Annotated in this window: 16 protein-coding genes; all 16 read right to left on the minus strand. The window is 51.9% G+C overall.

Going from position 1 to position 18767, the window contains the following annotated elements:
* Window position 1: 1 nt before the first annotated feature.
* Window positions 2-1018 (minus strand): glycosyltransferase family 61 protein, encoded by a 1017-nt coding sequence (locus tag F8A90_RS10900; RefSeq protein WP_200017154.1) that lies wholly within the window; start codon window positions 1016-1018, stop codon window positions 2-4.
* 58 nt (window positions 1019-1076) lie between these two features.
* On the minus strand, window positions 1077-1889 hold the full coding sequence (locus F8A90_RS10905) for a polysaccharide pyruvyl transferase family protein (protein ID WP_200017155.1): 813 nt from the start codon (window positions 1887-1889) through the stop codon (window positions 1077-1079).
* A gap of 1 nt (window position 1890) precedes the next feature.
* On the minus strand, window positions 1891-2874 hold the full coding sequence (locus F8A90_RS10910) for a hypothetical protein (protein WP_200017156.1): 984 nt from the start codon (window positions 2872-2874) through the stop codon (window positions 1891-1893).
* Window positions 2871-3803 carry a hypothetical protein gene (locus F8A90_RS10915; RefSeq protein ID WP_200017157.1) on the minus strand — a complete coding sequence of 311 codons (933 nt, stop codon included), beginning with the start codon at window positions 3801-3803 and terminating at the stop codon, window positions 2871-2873. Before F8A90_RS10915 ends, F8A90_RS10910 begins: the two co-directional genes overlap by 4 nt.
* Window positions 3803-5728, minus strand: coding sequence for a rhamnan synthesis F family protein (locus tag F8A90_RS10920; protein ID WP_200017158.1), 1926 nt, complete (start codon window positions 5726-5728; stop codon window positions 3803-3805). Before F8A90_RS10920 ends, F8A90_RS10915 begins: the two co-directional genes overlap by 1 nt.
* 12 nt (window positions 5729-5740) lie before the next feature.
* Window positions 5741-6784, minus strand: coding sequence for a hypothetical protein (locus F8A90_RS10925; RefSeq protein WP_200017159.1), 1044 nt, complete (start codon window positions 6782-6784; stop codon window positions 5741-5743).
* A gap of 63 nt (window positions 6785-6847) precedes the next feature.
* On the minus strand, window positions 6848-7396 hold the full coding sequence (rfbC, locus tag F8A90_RS10930) for a dTDP-4-dehydrorhamnose 3,5-epimerase (RefSeq protein ID WP_200017160.1): 549 nt from the start codon (window positions 7394-7396) through the stop codon (window positions 6848-6850).
* A gap of 235 nt (window positions 7397-7631) precedes the next feature.
* Window positions 7632-8522 carry a glucose-1-phosphate thymidylyltransferase RfbA gene (rfbA, locus tag F8A90_RS10935; protein WP_200017161.1) on the minus strand — a complete coding sequence of 297 codons (891 nt, stop codon included), beginning with the start codon at window positions 8520-8522 and terminating at the stop codon, window positions 7632-7634.
* Between the two features lie 109 nt (window positions 8523-8631).
* Window positions 8632-9525 (minus strand): dTDP-4-dehydrorhamnose reductase, encoded by an 894-nt coding sequence (rfbD, locus tag F8A90_RS10940; protein ID WP_200017162.1) that lies wholly within the window; start codon window positions 9523-9525, stop codon window positions 8632-8634.
* A 2-nt stretch (window positions 9526-9527) separates the two neighbouring features.
* The gene (gene rfbB, locus F8A90_RS10945; RefSeq protein ID WP_233593286.1) at window positions 9528-10610 is read right to left on the minus strand and encodes a dTDP-glucose 4,6-dehydratase; all 1083 of its coding nucleotides are present in this window, start codon (window positions 10608-10610) and stop codon (window positions 9528-9530) included.
* A 26-nt stretch (window positions 10611-10636) separates the two neighbouring features.
* Window positions 10637-11815 (minus strand): polysaccharide pyruvyl transferase family protein, encoded by a 1179-nt coding sequence (locus F8A90_RS10950; RefSeq protein WP_200017164.1) that lies wholly within the window; start codon window positions 11813-11815, stop codon window positions 10637-10639.
* Entirely contained in the window at window positions 11812-12960 is a 1149-nt protein-coding gene (locus F8A90_RS10955; protein WP_233593287.1) for a hypothetical protein, read from the minus strand. Before F8A90_RS10955 ends, F8A90_RS10950 begins: the two co-directional genes overlap by 4 nt.
* Window positions 12941-15745, minus strand: coding sequence for a rhamnosyltransferase WsaF family glycosyltransferase (locus tag F8A90_RS10960; protein WP_200017166.1), 2805 nt, complete (start codon window positions 15743-15745; stop codon window positions 12941-12943). Before F8A90_RS10960 ends, F8A90_RS10955 begins: the two co-directional genes overlap by 20 nt.
* Window positions 15746-15785: 40 nt before the next feature.
* Window positions 15786-16871, minus strand: coding sequence for a chain-length determining protein (locus tag F8A90_RS10965; protein ID WP_200017167.1), 1086 nt, complete (start codon window positions 16869-16871; stop codon window positions 15786-15788).
* Window positions 16872-17005: 134 nt separating this feature from the next.
* A complete protein-coding gene (locus F8A90_RS10970) occupies window positions 17006-17914 on the minus strand; it encodes an ABC transporter ATP-binding protein (RefSeq protein WP_200017168.1) in 909 nt (302 codons plus the stop codon).
* Entirely contained in the window at window positions 17911-18741 is an 831-nt protein-coding gene (locus F8A90_RS10975) for an ABC transporter permease (protein ID WP_200017169.1), read from the minus strand. The genes F8A90_RS10970 and F8A90_RS10975 overlap by 4 nt, the downstream gene beginning before the upstream one ends.
* Window positions 18742-18767: the final 26 nt, after the last annotated feature.

The raw sequence follows: 18767 nt of genomic DNA on the forward strand, positions 1-18767 counted from the left end.
CTCAAAGGCCTGAAATATCGAATTCACAATCAATCACCATGTTCATTGAGTGATAATATTCACGGTCATTGGCATAATCCATATTGGCAACATCAACTATCTGCGACTTGTCACCAAGAATCTGCATGGCCCGATAATCAAGGCCGCGCGCGAGAGACATCTTGTAAAATTCCGGGGAAAGATGTGCACAATACAGCTCAAGCACCTGAGTGCCAGGACGAGAAAAGATGATATTGGCCAGTCCCGCGCCGTGGGGAGCTATGACATGGGTCGCGTTGCGCATCACGGCAGCCGTTGTGGCGACGGAATGGTCTTCACAGTAATACGTCTTGTACCCCAGTGCCGAGATCTTCTCGATGAAGGCCGCTTCATTCAATATCCGCCGCGTATTCCCCTTGGAACGCGAGATGTACACCTTGGAGGGCATGCCCTGCGCATCCCCCTGGCTGAAGAGATCATTGACGAAATCAGCGACCCAGGTGGGGGTATACAGGCGTGTTCGGGGGGCCGTCACCGTCACCAGCTCATCCGCGATGAAATACTTGGGATGTGTCCTGTAATCCCAGACCTTGCTCTCATCGATCCCCAACAGACGAAAGCTTTCACGCTTGAAGGCACTGCCATAGAAATTGACGATGATTCTGTCGAAATCATTGGCGACATCATATCCCGCCTCCGTCAGAATCTTGATCTTGGGAAGGAGGTCCAACAACCAGTGACTATAGAGGTTGGAGCCCGGGGTCACGAGATCCAGAATACGTCCGTCAATGCGCTCAAGCTCCCCCTTCATTCTCGCGGAGAGCTTCTTCCTGCCGGGAGCAGTGGAAATGCCATCGACGAAGCTACCCTCGTCATGAAACGCCTTCTGGTTCTCCAGGCAGGCGCTGACCTGGCTCCCGCGATACACATGTACGGGGGGTTCATGCTCTTCTGGCGTCAAGGAAAAGAGCGCGTGATCGTGCTTGAAAGTGTGATTGACCGGCACTCTCGTGCCAGTCCGCAAGGTTTTCTTCAACAAGATAACTAGTACTCCATGATCACGGAAGGCGCCTCACCACGCAGAAGGGAGACAGGTGTCACATCACCTTATTGAAGGCGGCAATGATATCCGACTGGATATCCCGCAAGGTCAGCTGACTCAGCTCATGCACCTGAGTGTCCTGAATCATCGAGGCCTGTAGCGGCGCATTCGCCACACTCAACTTGCGGGAGAAATCACGACCGATGGAAGAGAAGTAATCGTAGAACTTGAACTCACCACCACCATGCAGCGTACCGGCATCTATCCAGACATTGGGGATGCCAAGGGAATCAGAGAAGATCAATCCATGCAGACTCTGACTGAGGATGATTTCGCACTCCAGCATCTGCGTGAAGATGGCATCGTGATCGTTGGTTCTGAAGTCGATCACACGCACATCACCCAGTTGAGAGAACTTGGCGATGAACGCCTGATCATCCACCTTGGAGTGATGGGGAATCAGCCCGAACTTGACCTTCTTGGCCGGTCTGGTCGTGACGAGCAGAGACGCCAGAAGTCCGGGATCACCGATGGTGACATCATTGCCCTTGGCCCCGAGAAGCGACTTGGTGAGATAGCCACGTACGGAGTGGATATCCAGGAAGTCATTCGCCTTGTTCTTCCTCTCGATATTGGCGACAGGCTTCATCAGGCCTGAGCCCACGACAGCCAGACGACGACGCCCTGGCTTCCAATCATCACGGTTGTAGACCCAGTTGAGAATGCTTCCGGTACTGATCACATCCGCATTGAAGATGTTGGTCTTGGAATGCTCAACCTGAAAGTGGTTTTCCAGCAGGATAGAGGTAATTTCATCACCCAGGTTATTCATCCCTTCCGGGCTTCTCCACCATGTCACATTCAGCATGTCAGCAATCCTTACTCATAATTTTTGAAAACGTCAACGTCATGACATCAAGAGCCTCAGACAGGGAGGCAGAGGAAGGCGACACTGATTTCTTCTGATAATGACACCAGCCATCATTCCCCACGAAGTTGTCAGAAATGAACTGATTGTCTTTCGAATACTCGTTGAGGATCCGCGCTCTTGACTCATGCGAGAGATAACCATCATCGCGGAGATACAAGCCGGCATGACCAGAAGCATGCTCTTCCAGCTTGTGCTTGATGCTCTCATCATGAATGTCACGGAAGATATGATTGACCTTCGACAGCGCCTCACACAGATACGGATTCAGACTCTTGTTGTCGATGGAGTCTGCCGGCTTCTGCACACCAGTGGAAATCCCGAGGCGTGCGAAGAAGTCACTGACAAGATCACCTTCTATCAGGCTATCGCGCAGCAATGGCACCACCGTGACATTCGCCTTGCCATAGAGATTGCTGAAGGCACTGGCAATCACACGATAATTGGGATTCTTGCCCTTCAAGGCCTGATCAACGAAGGCCTGCAGCGACAGGCCTTTCTTGTAGCCCCACTGCTGCCAGGCGGACATGATGAACTGGTCCTGGCGGCGAATGTAGTAGATCACCTCATGACTATCGAAGGTATCACGCAGCAGGCGATGGATATTCAAGCCAGACGGCGACCCCAGCTGATTGACCAGATTCTCCGCACTGATCAAGACAGTCTTTGAGGTATGGCCGTATTTCTTCTTGATCCGCGCGAGACTGGCCTTCAGTGGTGCAAGGTCCTTTTGCTCCATCGCATGACGGAAGAAGGCACGCGGCGTCTCTCCGTTGGGATTGAAACCGTCATCGCCATTGGTACGCATCTGCGGGTCAGGGATGACATAGCCATGCGATTCCAGCAGCTTGCGGTTCTTGATGATCGCCTTCTGGATCGTCGTGGAACCACACTTGGAATGACCGGGATGAAGAACCAGCTTCATGCCAGGTCTCCCGGCGTAAAAGTTGCCGCTGGCAACACCTTGATCGGCTCATAGCCGGACTTGTTGAGGCTTTCGGCTGGCAGATCAAACCATTCAATCAGCTTCTGATTGCCCTGCTTGAAGTGGGCATCGAAGGCCTGCTGCTCCGCCACCGTGAACAGCACATGCTTGTCCTGTTCGCTATCCAGCGACTTGGCGAGAGAGATGATCTTGTCTCTGCGACGAGTAAATTCCGCATTGCCCATCTGGCCACGGCCGAATCGCTGCACCAGCGGCAGACAACGTGTCGGGAGTGAGGGGTTGATGATGGCGGTCTCATCGGCCTGGTTGGCACCGGCACGATACTCGATGCCGAAAGATGCCAAGAAATCCTGTACCACCTTGCGGCTATAGGGAATGACGGACAGGTTCTCACCGCCGACGTGCCTTTCCCACTGACGAACGTGATTCAAGTAGTTCAACCAGCTCACATTGCGCATGGCAAGGGTGAACAGAGACGCCTCGTAGCGAATGTTGGGGTCTTTCACCAGCTGATTGAACAGCGACAGCAGCAATTCGGACTGCGGGCGCACCGTGAAGATGACCTTGACCGTCTCGAAGTGCTCAGCGACGAATTCCTTGAAGCGCGGATTGTTGAAATACATCGGCGACAGTTCGGAAGACAGCAGCACGCTGGGAGCCGGGCTGGTCTGCATCTCGACTCGCAGCTTCTCGAGGGCCTCTGCGGGTGACATGTCACTTTGATAGGCGCCACTGCCCTTGAATGACAAGGCGAACGGATGGTGGGAATGGTCCGGCCATTGCAGCGATTGCGGGTAGAGAATCCCCTTGGCCAGGAAATCCTCGTGCTGCGCCTGAATCTGCGATTGAACCGCAGAAGTCCCCGTCTTGGACCAGCCGACATGAAGGTACAGTGTGTCTTTTTTCATCATTCACCAATAAACGGGTTGCGGCCGATCTGGCTTACCAGAGCGCCCCATTTCAGAATCTGGGCTTCATCAAGTGCCTCATCGCCCCTCAGGACGTCCGGCATTCCGAGGGCGCGCCACTTGTCCATCGGATGAAGAATATGGAAGGTCGCCAGGCCCATGTCGCCAGGGCGCTGTGCATCGGCCACGACATTGTCACCGATATGCAGATGGCGCCGTCCCTCTTCACCTGCTAGGTCCTCCTTGACCATCGCCCACATGGTGCCACTGTCCTTGCGCTTGCCTTCCTCGCTGGACACCATCAGACGGTAAGCCGCCGAGATACCGGACTTGCGCAGCATCAGGCCCACCTGGTCACGCGTGTAGTAGGTATCGGAGATGACCCACAGCACATGCCCTGCAGAGCCGAGATGATTGAACAGCTCCACCATCTCGTCCTTGGGCTTGATCATCGCGAGATCCAGCTCGAATTCCCGCTGCATCCAGCCCTGGGCGACGCCCTTGCTGACCGCGTACACCTCCGCCAGTTCGTCATAGATGGCGTCGATCCGGATGTCACCCTGGAAGTTGGCCCGCTTGCGCAGCGTGAACTCCGCCTCGTTGCGTGTCTTCACGAAATCATGGGCAGAGGTGGCGATTCCCTGCTCCACCAGCCACTTGCCCAGCTTGAGCTTGGCATAGTCCGGTACGGTGAACTCGCGACGCACCAGCGTATCGAAGACATCGAAGCTGATGATCTGATGTGCCTGGATGGCCGGCATGTGCTGCTCGATGGAGCCATGATAACTCGCGGTGATGTAACTCTGGTCTACCGTGAACTCCCCACCGGACGGGTAATAGAAGAACTGCCGATACCCGAGACTTTCGGCCTGAGTGCCCAGAATGCGTTCAAGGGCATGCAGCTTGGAGCCATCGTTGGGCAGGGGTTCATCGGGGAAGTCTTCGTACTTCCAACCCTTGCCGATGATGCCCTCAAGCGCCTGTGGGCGGGCCCAGAACATGCCGCCTGCGGGATAGCTCAGGAAGTCGCTGACGTGCTCGATATCCAGCGCCTGCTGCCACTCACGCATGAAGCCCTTGTTCATGGTCTGGTGATTCACCCAGCTGGGCATCATCCAGAATGTCGTCGGGTAATAGACCCCCAGGCTCTCATCTTCCGCAAAGGCATTCAGTGCCCGCTTGACCACGGACTTGTCACTCAGCAGGAATTCCGTCAGATAATCCGCCCATTGGGTCTGTTCCCGTCCTGAATACAGTGACTTCTTGGAGTGCAGGTGACAGAAGAGGTCATACTGCGCAAGCACATCGCCATACTCGACCAGCAGCGGCCCGAAGTTGCGCCCACGATTGGGCACGTGACGAATCTCGACACGTCTGACACAGGCATGCTTCTCGAACGTCTTGCGTGCCAGGGATTCATTCACCCCCTTGGCAAGCGTCAACAGGACATCCACCTGGATTGGCATGTCATCCAGCGCATGGGCGAAGCGCTCCAGAAAATCCTCGTAGAAGACATGCAGACAGACCGCCATCTTTAACTGGCTGGCTGCTTCGGTGAGAGTCACATCCAGAGGCATGCGGTTCTGTGGTACCCAGCGGGGTGTCAGCGGTACGTGCTGGCGCCCTTCACGCTTGCCATTCTTCAGGTAATGAAACAGCGGGCTCTGCTGGTCGTAGAACACATCCATGTACATGCGATGGTAGCTTTCCCCATCGAATGCCGGTGAAGGGTGAATCGGCGCGAAGCGTGACTTGTGGAGATAATCCTTGAAGGCATGTGCCGGCGAGGAGAATTTCTGACCATAGCGCTGCTGATACCAGCTGGCATCGAACAGGCCCAGGGCTTCGGCTTGCTCGAATTCCCGACGCTGTGTCTTGGTAAGCGATGCAGAATTGTGATTGATAAAGATATTGAGGGGGTTCATGAAAACTCTCGATCAGATGTTGAAAAGGGCTAACGGATTCAAGATGCCATTGCCCGAAAAGTCATCGTCAACGAAGAACAGGTGCCACGCGCATTGCGGAATGGCGCCCTGTCGTGTCGCGAAGTTTTCATACATCTGCTCGACCTCCTCCGGCGTGAAGCTGACCCCCGCCGCCAACCACTCCGCCACCTGCTCGATGGCGCCATCGAAGACTTCCTGCATGTCTTGGAAGTGACGCTGTGTCGCCGCCTGGCGGCCATAGCAGAATTCGAAGCCACCATCACTGTCCTGACGGACATCCACCACCTGTCCATGCGGCGCCGTCATCAGCGATTCGAACAGCAACGAGCGATCCAGCATCTGATAACCGTCGCCCCAGCTGACGCCCTCACGGAAGACACCGGCGAGATTGGCTGTCGCCCCGCCCTGCAAGGACTTGCCTGGCTTGGTCGCCACATAGTAGAGACCAAAGGTCTCGCGCTGGAGCATGCGCGTCAGCAGCTTCTGGATCGTGCCGGAGTAACCCAGATCCAGCATGACCGGCGCAGCCCCTTCGGTCAGACCCAGCGCCTTCAGATAGGCCATCACGCCCTGTCGTGTCGGTGCTACCAGCGCTTTCAATCGCTCGAGATGCGGTGTCAGCCATGTGACGACATCTTCCTGCTGCTCTGGGAGCTTGACGTGCATCTGCAGCAGTTCGGCTGGCAGTACGCTGAAGGCCTCATGCATCTGCAAGCCGAAACGCTTGCGCATCAGGTCCAGCATGCCGCCCTCGAAATCATTGCCAAGCGCCAGGGGCCAGAGGAAGGCTTCCCCGAGATTGGCCCGGAACAGCAGCGTACGAGAGACCTTGAGATACCGTGGTGAGTGCTCGAATGTCACCAGGTTACGTGCCTGCAGCTGCGTCAGAAGACGCTCGAAGCACCAGCCCTCACGGGCCAGACATACCGGTACTCGTCCCGCACCTTGCGCTTCCACTGCCTTTGCATACACCAGGAAGGCCGGCCCCATGAAACTGGCACCGAATTCCCTGAGTGCCTGACGAGTATTCTTCATCTTTTCACCAATCCATTAGCCTGCGAGCTGGAGATTTTCCTGACTGGCATGAAGCCTTTCATGTCATTCAAAGACAGCGGCCGACTCGAAAGATTCACCGGCTTCATCCTTGCCCGAGAGCAGCGGCGCTTCGCCGTTCACCAGCGGCCATTCGACCCCGACGCTGGTGTCATTCCATTTCAGTGAGTACTCATCCCCCGGTGCGTAATAATCCGTGCACTTGTACTGGAATTCCGCGGATTCGCTGATGACATAGAAGCCATGGGCGAATCCCGGCGGTACCCACAGCATCTGCTGATTGTCTTCGCTCAGATGGGCGCCGACCCACTGACCGAACGTCGGGCTGCTCTTGCGCATGTCCACGGCCACATCGAAGACTTCCCCCTGAGTCACACGCACCAGCTTGCCCTGTGGCTGATTCAGCTGGTAATGCAGGCCACGCAGAATGCCCTGACGGGATTTGCTGTGGTTGTCCTGCACGAAGGTGTAATCACCGCAGTGCTCGACGAATTCGCTCTGGCGAAAGGTCTCCATGAAGAAGCCGCGCTCGTCACCGAACTTTTGCGGGGTCAGCAGCACGACATCCGGGATGGCGAGTTTTTCAAAATTCATGCGGGAATTGCTCCTTGTAGGGGACAGATATCACTTCAACAATCACAGGACTCGATGCCCTGCCGGCCCAGGGCACGACAAGGCTCAGTCTCGATAGCGCGCAGGCGTGGGGGTCGCGCCATGAAAATTCCCGCAGCCCTCGCCTTGTTGGCGACGACTGCGGGAAAGCGGGTACATCAGCATTGACTTCACTGCATGCGTACCCGGCCACGGCACCCTGGCTCAGGTGTCGAGCTCAGTAGTTGCCACGGCGCTTGTCATCCAGGCGCTTCAGCAGGTACTGGCCGTAACCGGTCTTCTTGAGTGCGGTGCCCTGCTCTTCGAGCTGCTCGTCGCTGATCCAGCCGTTGGTCCAGGCGATTTCCTCGAGACATGCCACCTTCAAGCCCTGACGATGCTCGATGGTCTGCACATATTGGCCGGCTTCCAGCAGGCTGTCATGGGTACCGGTATCCAGCCAGGCGAAGCCACGACCCAGTCGCTCGACACGCAGATCACCACGCTCCAGATAGGCATTGTTGACGCTGGTGATTTCCAGCTCGCCGCGCTCGGATGGTTCGACGGCCTTGGCGATCTCGACCACATCGTTGTCGTAGAAATACAGGCCAGTCACTGCGTAGGGAGACTTGGGCTTCAGCGGCTTCTCTTCAATGGACATGGCCTTGCCATCTTCATCGAATTCAACCACGCCGAAGCGCTCCGGGTCCTGCACGAGGTAACCGAAGACCGTCGCGCCACTCGGTTGATCGGCAGCACGCTTGAGCTGCTCGGAGAAGTGCTGACCGTGGAAGATGTTGTCACCCAGCACCAGGCAGACCGAATCATCACCGATGAACTCCTCACCGATGATGAAGGCCTGTGCCAGGCCATCCGGGCTTGGCTGCACAGCGTACTCCAGACGCAGACCATACTGCTCGCCATTGCCCAGCAGCTTCTCGTACTGCGGGAGATCTTCCGGCGTGGAGATGATCAGAATCTCGCGAATACCGGCCAGCATCAGTACCGATACCGGATAGAAGATCATCGGCTTGTCATAGATAGGCAGCAGCTGCTTGGAAACACCACGAGTGATCGGATGCAGACGTGTACCGGAACCACCGGCGAGAATGATGCCCTTGCGCGCCATATCAAAAATCCTTGTCGTATCGACGTGTAGCGTTTTACACAGAGAAAATCAGGTGTCGCAGACTGGCACACGCTGAGAATGGTCTATCAATATCACATGAACGCCGAACTCAGCGATCCAGATGTTCCTTGAGCGTCAGCGCCAACTGGGACTGCCAATCGGGCAGTTGAAGGCCAAGTGCCGTCTCCAGCTTGGCCAGCGCAAGACGCGAATTCAGCGGACGTGCAGCGGGAGTAGGATATTCCGCCGTTGGAATGCCACCCAGGGTTTCCGGGTCGATCGCCAGGGTTTCGCCCTGCTCGATCGCCAGGCGGAAGATGGACTGGGCAAAGCCATGCCAGCTGGTGGTGCCCTGCGGGGCCAGATGGTACAGGCCGTTGTCGATGTTCTGACGCAGCGCTTCACAGCTGAGCTGTGCAATCAAGCGGGCCGGCGTCGGCGCACCGATCTGATCATTGACGATGTTCAGCGCATCACGATCACGACCGAGCTTGAGCATCGTCTTCATGAAGTTGTTGCCACGCGCGGCATATACCCAGCTGGTACGGAATACCAGGTGGCGGCAACCGCTCGCCAACACGGCCTCATCACCTGCCAGCTTGCTCTCGCCATAGACGGACAGCGGCGCAGTCGCGCTATCTTCCTGCCAGAATTGCTCACCATCGCCCGGGTACACATAGTCCGATGAGTAATGCACCAGGCTGGCACCCAATGCAGTCGCCTTGGCAGCCAGCAAGGCCGGCAATTCAGCATTGAGGCGCATGGCGCCTTCACGCTCCTCCTCGGCCTTGTCGACTGCTGTCCAGGCAGCCGCATTGAGGATCAACTGGGGCTGCCAGGCGTCAATGAATGTAGCGACAGCATCGAGATCGCTGGCATCGACTTCACTGCGGCGCGGAGCACGCACCTCACCGAAGGGCGCGAAGCTGCGCTGCAACTCGAACCCGACCTGGCCATTGCCACCCAGAATCAGAATGCGGCCAAAGCGTGTGGACGTCGTCATCATCAGCTCCCGGTACCCAGACGTTCACCACGATAGCTGCCGTCCTGAACACGCTGCCACCAGCTTTCATTCGCCAGGTACCACTCGACCGTCTTGCGCAGACCGGTCTCGAAGGTTTCCTGCGGTACCCAGCCCAGCTCACGCTCGATCTTGGCGGCATCGATGGCATAACGCACATCGTGGCCAGGACGATCACTCACGTACTTGATCAGGTCTTCATACTTGGCAATGCCGGCCGGCTTCTGCGGTACCAGTTCTTCCAGCAGGGAACACAATGTCTTCACGACTTCGATGTTCTGCTTCTCGTTATGGCCACCGATGTTGTAGGTCTCGGCGATCTCGCCTTCAGTCGCGACCTTGATCAGTGCACGGGCATGATCTTCCACGTACAGCCAGTCACGCACCTGCTTGCCATCGCCGTAGACCGGCAACGCCTTGCCCGCCAGAGCATTGAGAATCATCAGCGGGATGAGCTTCTCAGGGAAATGGAACGGGCCATAGTTGTTGGAGCAGTTGGTCACCAACGTCGGCAGGCCATAGGTACGCTGCCAGGCCCGTACGAGGTGATCAGAGCTCGCCTTGCTGGCCGAGTAAGGGGAGCTGGGTGCATAGGCGGTTGTCTCGGTAAAAAGATCTTCCGGCCCTTCCAGATCGCCATACACCTCATCGGTAGAGATGTGATGGAAGCGGAAGCCGGCAGCCTTCTCGGCATCCGACTCCTTCAAGCCCTTCCAATACTGACGAGCCGCTTCCAGCAGCTGGTAAGTCCCGACAATATTGGTCTCGATGAAATCCGCCGGACCATCGATGGAGCGATCCACATGGCTCTCGGCCGCCAGGTGCATCACGATATCCGGCTGTAACTCTGCAAAAACAGCTTTCATCTTCTCGCCATCGCAGATGTCCGCCTGCACGAAGTGATATCGCTTAGAATCCGCGACATCCGCCAAGGATTCGAGATTGCCGGCGTAGGTCAATGCATCCAGATTGATGACGATATGTTGAGTTGAGCGAATCAGCTCACGGACGACCGCAGAGCCGATGAAGCCGGCGCCACCGGTAACCAAGAAAGTTTTAGTACTCACGATAGTTGCACCTAATTTATTTAACATCAGACTCTAGCGATAGAGTTCAAACCGTTCGATGGAGTTAAACCAAGCTCGATAATAGAAGTTCGGTAAATATTAGCTATTTCTGAACGGCGATCATCTGCCTCAGAATGATCGAATTTGGCATACTTGGAAATGAACACTGACTTAAAATCATCAACTAAATCAATTGAGGCCGTTTCTTCCAAAGTAAGATACGGGAAGCTCATACTTTCACAAAGCTCTAGCAATCGACTATCGTGAACCACCGGCATACAATATATACCTGCTTGAAGTCCAGTCATATTCCCATGAATTCTAGTGCCGATAACAGCATCCAGCTTTCTTTGGCTACAGATCCAGTCATCGACTTTCACATAAGCTTTGCAAACCTTTCTAATATTATCCTTGAATTCTTCTATTGATTGAGCGGGCGCCAAGTATCGATTTAACCCATTGATATCGCGATCAGAGACTTCATCATACAGACCTAATCCTGTTTTTAATACTGTATTTTGACACTGGCCAATATAATCAGTATTGGTCAACGTAACCAGTTCAAATAATTTACGTTCAAACCTGTCCATCATCGGATTACGTTTCGATGGATGATAAACACCCTCAGTACCTCCGATCCGAGAGATATCTTTACTCTTCAAATCGGACCATAGTGTCGGACTAGGGTTGATCATATAGCTAGGACAACCCACATCCATGACATTATCAATACCAAGCTTAGCCAAGATATTTTTTGTAAATTTTCCTCGACAGAAAATTGTCTCAGTGCGCCTTGCTACCTGATTTAGGAAATCAACTGTACCAGGCATAAGATTCATAAAATCTTCCGTACTGGATGTCAGGTCACCTTGTGCACCAACGCCGTAAATTAGAACGGGGATATCTAACTCTTTTATAAAATTTGCAGGTTTCTGATAGTTAACGTTAGGGTTTACCAAATTTGCTTCCGGGAGCACTAAAAGATCAAACTTTCCTTTCAAAAGCTCAACATTATCATTATAGGTGACATAGCAAAGCGATACGTTATCTGAAAAAAGTTTTCTTGCGCCATACTTGAATACTAGATTACCAAAATTTGCACTACAAATCTTTCGTATTTGATCGAAGTTTTTATTGTTTCTATCCACCATACCTGAATAGTTTTGTAGATCATTTGAGTCATACACACAATACGCAATTCTCATGAAAGAGACTCCCTTAGTAAATTATATTTTCTTTTAACATCTGGTCCAGCTGGCCTAAAATAACTAGCTAGAAAAAGACTTTTAAGGCGTGCAGAGTTATCACGATTAAGTACAGCTTTATCATATTGGCTTCTGAAGTAGAAGCATAACAACGGACTTAAAGCTTCATAAGCCTCAGGATTTTCGTACTTTAAGTACAATATAAAGGCATGTGTAAACTCAGAGTTTAGAAAATCTCCATCAAAAGATGAATTCGAGAACTCTGTATCTAAAAAAAGATTACCTCTTTCGAGATAATTAATTGCCACCCAGTCATTCTTAGACTTATAGCTGTTTACGAGTTCAAGCCTTGAGCTTCTATCAAGATAATGTCTCTCTGTCTTGAACATCAACGGAATTGGCTTGGACAGTACTGACAACTGTTCCTCATTTGCCCTTTCACATAATTCGTTCTTCAATTGAGCCTGTTCAATACTAAGGCTTAAATTACTGTAAGTTTCATTCTTTTTGAAAATCTGATATGGAATACTTGATGATATTTTATCCAAAAAATCACATATAAGATCACCGCCTTTGAACGATGACTTTTCATATGAATTTACTAGTAACTTCCCATCGAAAATATCCCATCTTTTTACTAAAGACTCATAATCAAAAATACCATCTTTTTCAATATTAGCTCTTAATAAATCAATATCAAATTTACGAGGAAATGCCTTGACTACTTGTGAATACCATGACTCTAAAAAATAATCTTGTCTTCGTAAATAAAGGATAATATCTACAGAACAGACATTTTCTAGAAGCTGCTTCAACTCTAAAACTTCATTATCTAGCAGACCAGGAAAGTACTCACTACTTATAACATGGATATTATGTTGACTTTTTTGAATCTCACTTTTCAAATCAAGCAACGACTGGGTAATACTGTTATAAACAACATCATCGCCACGAGAATAATTCCTGCAGAGTAGGTGATGATTATTTCCGGTCATGCCGGCAGAACAATAATTAACCCCGTGGTTCAGCAACAAACTTTTATTATTATACAGGAAATCTTGGATCGACGTAGTCCCAGTTTTTCCAGTACCAATATGTATTATAAGCCTTTTCATAGTCGCTCCACTAGAATTTGCTTTTTTCAAGGCTTTGATCAGAGAATAATGAGAGCTTAACTTTCATGCCTACATAAAGCCCACTTATTTTAGCCTGTATATTCTTCAACTGTTGATCAATTAAAGCAACATCTGAAATATTGTTTTTCTGGGCAAAGTCTTTAAGCTGATCACTTAGATTCACGATGAGCTGCTCACATTCCTCTTCTGTCTCTGGTACAACTCGATAACCCCAGAAGAAGTTAAAATAATCCCCATCTATTTTTGACCTATCGAATGTTTGCTTTTCATCATAATCATGAGAATGCTTGATTACTGAAGAAGGACAGTACAACTTTGCATATCCAGATTGAATGATATCTGATGCCCAAATCTGGTCTTCACCATACTTCACATCACGGTAAGGGATTTCATTCCAGAGTGAACGACGCAAGCATGAGCTGTTGTCACTGTAGAAGTGCAAGAATTGACGCCACCCCACATCAGTGTCGAACCTTGTTTCGTCTAGATGGCGTGAAACATATAACGGTTGTTGTTCAAAGTTATCAAAGTGATTCTTCAACTCCAACTTGGTGAATTCATTCGCATCATCATGTGCAATATGCTTACCAAATACGCCTGCTGCATCAGGATAATGATCCAGCATCGCGACAAGATTATAAAGCCAGTATTCATCATACGGAATGGCATCTTGAGTAAGAAAGGCGATGTATTCTCCTTTCGAGATTTCTACGCCATAATTTCTAGTTTTCCCATGACCAAATTCAGATTGATCAATCGAGACAAAAGTAATTCTTTCATCCTTTGCCAATCGATCTGGAGACCCATCCTTTGAACTACTGTCAATGACAATGACTTCAAAGTTCCAAGGGGCTCTTTGTGCACAGACTTTATCAAGTACGTCAAAGAGTAAATCCCCTCCATTATAAACTGGAATAATGACACTGGCCTTGATGTCATTGCTTGGAGGCACGACCTTGCAAGACCATTTCTCAGACAGTTTTTCAATGATTGCCTTCTCTGCCCGTTGTGCAGAATCCTCCCATGAGAAGCGCTCTACCCATTGCATCGCCGTCTGGGCCTGCTCTTTCCTTTTCCCGGGATCATCCATCAACTCATTGATCGCGTTGCAGATACCCGCCGCTGAAGGCAAGGCAAAGGTCACAGCCTTTTCGGGATAGATGGCTCTGGTACTTTCAACATCAAGTTCGACCAAAGGCAGCCCACAGGCCATCATTTCTTGAGGGACCAGGGAATAGTTGGTAGCTGAGAAACAAACCCCTATATCACAGTAGTTATACAGGTCAGCAAGCTCGGGTGCGCTCAATACGCCATGCACAATACAATCGAATGGCGCCAGCTCTTGTGAAATATCACTACCATAGAGATGGACTTCAAAATCATCTCGCCGACTGGCGAGTAATTCCAATCCTGCATAGGCAAGTTCAACAGCACGCCTCTCCGTGAAATGACGTGAATAAACCGCTATCTTGATCTTGCCGTCAGTATCATTACTTACCAGTTGCGGGTAATAGATCGAATGATCATAGGCTAGCATGAACTCCCTTGCCCATAATCCATAGGACTCCATTTTCTGCTTGAGCCAAGGGCTTGCACAGATACAATTAAGACCTTTCTGATAAGTAGCCTCTGCCAAGATAGACTGTGCACCACGCGCGTAGAAATAAGGCTCGAAGTCTTGTACAAAATAAAATTTTTCTTTGAAGCCCTGTAAATGCTCCACCACATTGACGGTTTGCCAACCAGTCGCAATGACTGCATCACCCACTTCAGGATAGCAGTTCCTAGTCACAAATCTGACGGAAGCCTTGATCGTCTGAAAATGCTTGATCAAATCTTCATACGCTGAGTTCTCATCTTTATGTACCTGTGGATCGACTATCCAGATAGTACATTCATGTCCAAACAGCTCAAACCAACGAATAAAGCGAAAGATTGTCATATGACCACCGCTACCTTTACTGAAATCAGGTATGACCCAGTGGATATTCATCTTTTCTTTATTGAAAGAATCCGTCGGCGAAAAGGCTTCAGAAGGATAGAAAGTGTTGATACCGGAATGGGTAATCAATGAAGATTGAGAGTGTTTACCAAGCACAATACGACCGAGACTATCCTTGTCTCTGGATGGACTGACTTTCAAATCAACGTCGTCTTTATTCTTTATATAATGATATAGAGGATTAACATCCAACTTTATCAAGTCATTATCAATGATATACTTCTTGGTATTGAAAACCGAAGATGGGTTCCTTCCTTCTTTCCATCCAAATAGTGCATAATGCTCTACAGGGTCTATCGAGTTGTTGCGTATATCATCGTAGTTACGATAATAATAATCATTGTCAATATGACGACTAATGGTCTCGAATAAATCAGAGGGGAGATTGGAAGATGCATCACTGGGGTCATCTTCCATTATCGACTCTTGAATATCATCCTTCACTTGAAATATCGCTCGGCCTTCGGTCTCGCCAAACAACACATAGTGAACCAAAGGATGAATTCCAGCCTCCTGTACATCAGGATGATTTTCTAGATACTGACTGGTATCAAATACCGGAGAAGGGTTTCTACCCTCCTTCCAACCATAGTGGTAATAATGCTCCAAAGGATCCACGTATTGTGGGTCGATGTCTGAATACGTACTTACATAATATTCCCTATCGAAATAAGGTTCGAGAATGAGCCAATCGTAGTCCTGAGTTAATGTTTCCTGGTAGTTTTCTTCGCTTTCCAAAGACTCGAATTCATTCACATCAACCCCATTTACATAACCTTTTTTAATATCCATCTTTATTCTCTCGTTCCCTTTTTAAAACCTATAGCGATTATCAGTCTCTATGATCTTTCACGATCATGACCAGCATGCTGAAGATGAAGCCGAGGAAGATCATGACCAGTCCGAAGATGGTCACGTTGTAAAGACGTTCCGGCTGTTCCGGGTATTCCGGCAAGATCGGGCTCTGAAGAATACTCACCTGCTTCAGCTTACGCGCCGCTTCAATCCGGGTGTTTTCCAGTGCCGCCAATGCATTGGAATAGGTCTGCTTGGCAAAGTCAGCGCGCAGCTGCAGTGTCTCGTACTGGCTGGAGACACTGTTTAGCGCATTGCCAGACTGGCGAGCCAGGCGTTCCTTCTCCAGGTCAATCTGCTTCTTGAGAGCGTTGATCTCGCTTTCGACGCGCACCATCTCACTGGATCGCTGACTCTGATAGCTCCCCAAAGCACTTTTACGTGCCTTGTAGGTGGCCAGCTGAGCCTCCAGTGAGGAAACGACGGTGTTCAGACTTTCCACTGTCTGGGTCGGGGAGACCAGGCCATTCTTGTTCTGGTAATCCAGCAGGTCCTGCCGGGATTGCTCGAAGTTGTCTTCCAGCAGGGAAACCTGCTTGTCGAGGAATTCAACTTGATCTTCCGCCAAACGCTGCCCCATCTCATTCATGTGGCGTTCGCCTTCCTCGAGCAGCAGCTTGGCGAATTTCTGTGCGAATTCCGGTGTCCAGGCCTGTACCTCGACATTCAACACGCCGGAGTACTCATCCATTTCCACCGAGATGCGCTTCAGGTAGTAGTCATGGAGTTCCTCGATCGGTGCATCGGCATCCCCCAGGCGGGCAAAGACATCACCGTGCTGGCTGTAGTGAGACCGAAAATCGAGCTTTTCCTGTACCTTCTTGAGCATGTCCACGCTCATCAGGTACTCGCGGAGCAGCAAGAGGTCACTGTCGGTCTGACTACCGGACAGTAGCGAGCCGAAGCTGACTTCGCTGGACGCGCTGACCTGTGGGCTTTCCAGCACCACTGTCGCCTTGGAGACATAGCGGTCGTCCGCCCATACCAGCCAGTAGAAACCGACGAGCACAATGGACAGCAGAACGACGGCCCATTGCGGATAGCGTTTGATAAATGAGGTCATGCGTATTCCCGTTGAAGGCGCTCACCGAGTGCACCGGCGGCAATGATGTGAAATCGATGGGAGTCGTGTGTTGCGTGCGTTTGAGGGCGGCGGGTGCTGAACGTTTCTGTGTGGCCCTTGCTCAAGGCGAGAGGTCACTCGCCTTGAGCGTCTTCGGTGGTGCGCGAAGCCCTGGCCTGGCGGGATTCGATTTCCTCGCGCACTTCCCGCAATGCTTCCCGCGCGGCACGCAGGGCATCACCGTAAGGTTTCTTCTCACGCGGCGGCAGGGTTTCCGCGGCTTCCCGAGCCAGCTTGGCATCCTCCATCACGGCGCGACGTTCCTTGCGCAGCTTCTGCAGTGCCTGCAGCGTCATCTTGTCGAGCTGAGGGCCATCGCTGTCCGCGTGATAGGCCTTGATGGCGTCATGAACGCTGTCATACCAGTAGGCCCGCCCTTCTTTCAGATAGATGCCGGCCTGACATAGCTCCTTCAGGATGCCTTCCCCATGCGAGACCATGATGAGACTGGCCTGGCCGACCTTGTCCTTGAAGGCCTTGGAGGCCTTGGCTTTGAAGGAGCGATCCCCCACAGCCGTCGCCTCATCGGAGAGATAGACATCAAAATCGAAGGCCAGAGACAGCCCGAAGTTGAGACGCGAGCGCATGCCAGAGGAGTAGGTGCGAATCGGCTCGTCGAACGCCGGGCCGATTTCGGCGAAGTCCTGCACGCGTTCGATGATGCTGTTGATGTCGTATTCAGTGCCATGCATGCGCGCGACGAACTTGACGTTCTGGCGCCCAGTCATGCTGCTCTGTAGACCGGCGGCCAGTCCTATCGGCCATGACACCTTGGAGTGGCGTATCACCCGCCCCTTCTGGGGGGTATCCATGCCGGCAATCAAGCGCAGCAGCGTCGATTTTCCCGCGCCGTTGGCCCCCACCAGCCCGACACTGACACCTGTCGGAATGATGAGATTGATATCCTTCAGCACCCAGTGATCATCACTCTGGCTGTAGTGCGAGTGGTAATAGCGCTTGGAGAGATTCTGGATTTCAATCATTGGCTTTTCAGGCGCTCCTTGAATCGCACATGCATCAACAGCCCCAGCGCGAGGGAAGACAACGTCCATGCCCAGAAGTAGGTCATGCTGGTGCCATGTACCACCTGATAACCCTCGAAGAAGCCGTGACGGATATATTCCAGTCCGTGCACAATGGGGTTAAGCATCAGGTATTCCAGCAGGTAATGCGGCAGTTGGTTGAGCGGCATGATAACGCCGGACAGAATCAGCAGTGGCATGTTGAGCATGCGGATGATCTTGCTCACCTCAGGGACCAGCGAGCCCAGTACGGACGTCACCAGGCCGAGCCCCAGCCCGAACAACCAGAGTGACAACCAGCCGCCAAAGGCCTGAAAGCCGTTGTCAGGGCGAAAATCCGTGCCCAGCATCAGGCCTCCCACCATGAACAGCAGGAAGATGACGGTACGGATCAGTCCATCCAGCACGTTGCGTACCAGCACGCCGTCGATGGGATGCACCTGTCGATAGGCGAATAGCGCCTTGTTGGCATTGATGGCGCCCAGGCCCTGCATCATCCCCTCGCGAATCAGGAAGAAGCCCATCATGCCGACCAGCATCCAGGGGATGAAGGGGGCATTGACGATGAGCTTGTCACCCCGAATGAAGCTGCGAATGCCGATCATCACGAGCAGTAGCAATGCTGGCTCGGCAATCATCCAGAACCAGCCCATGCGATCGGTCATGGTGCGGCCGATGGCTTCACGCATGAACATGGCGAACCAGACACTGCGCGTCACGGCCCAGGCGGAGCGGGCCTTGGGCCCGCTCTTGTTGTCACCTGTCGAGTGATTCGATGGAGGGTTCATGTCACCGTTCATGTCACTGGCCATGA

Origin of the sequence: Cobetia sp. cqz5-12, assembly GCF_016495405.1 — a bacterium.
Lineage (GTDB): Bacteria > Pseudomonadota > Gammaproteobacteria > Pseudomonadales > Halomonadaceae > Cobetia.

Coding starts and splice junctions, on each gene's coding strand:
- F8A90_RS10905 (WP_200017155.1), bottom strand. CDS start 1,889: ATGCTGAATGTGACATGGTGGAGAAGCCCGGAAGGGATGAATAACCTG.
- F8A90_RS10910 (WP_200017156.1), bottom strand. CDS start 2,874: ATGAAGCTGGTTCTTCATCCCGGTCATTCCAAGTGTGGTTCCACGACG.
- F8A90_RS10915 (WP_200017157.1), bottom strand. CDS start 3,803: ATGAAAAAAGACACACTGTACCTTCATGTCGGCTGGTCCAAGACGGGG.
- F8A90_RS10920 (WP_200017158.1), bottom strand. CDS start 5,728: ATGAACCCCCTCAATATCTTTATCAATCACAATTCTGCATCGCTTACC.
- F8A90_RS10925 (WP_200017159.1), bottom strand. CDS start 6,784: ATGAAGAATACTCGTCAGGCACTCAGGGAATTCGGTGCCAGTTTCATG.
- rfbC (WP_200017160.1), bottom strand. CDS start 7,396: ATGAATTTTGAAAAACTCGCCATCCCGGATGTCGTGCTGCTGACCCCG.
- rfbA (WP_200017161.1), bottom strand. CDS start 8,522: ATGGCGCGCAAGGGCATCATTCTCGCCGGTGGTTCCGGTACACGTCTG.
- rfbD (WP_200017162.1), bottom strand. CDS start 9,525: ATGACGACGTCCACACGCTTTGGCCGCATTCTGATTCTGGGTGGCAAT.
- F8A90_RS10950 (WP_200017164.1), bottom strand. CDS start 11,815: ATGAGAATTGCGTATTGTGTGTATGACTCAAATGATCTACAAAACTAT.
- F8A90_RS10960 (WP_200017166.1), bottom strand. CDS start 15,745: ATGGATATTAAAAAAGGTTATGTAAATGGGGTTGATGTGAATGAATTC.
- F8A90_RS10965 (WP_200017167.1), bottom strand. CDS start 16,871: ATGACCTCATTTATCAAACGCTATCCGCAATGGGCCGTCGTTCTGCTG.
- F8A90_RS10970 (WP_200017168.1), bottom strand. CDS start 17,914: ATGATTGAAATCCAGAATCTCTCCAAGCGCTATTACCACTCGCACTAC.
- F8A90_RS10975 (WP_200017169.1), bottom strand. CDS start 18,741: ATGAACCCTCCATCGAATCACTCGACAGGTGACAACAAGAGCGGGCCC.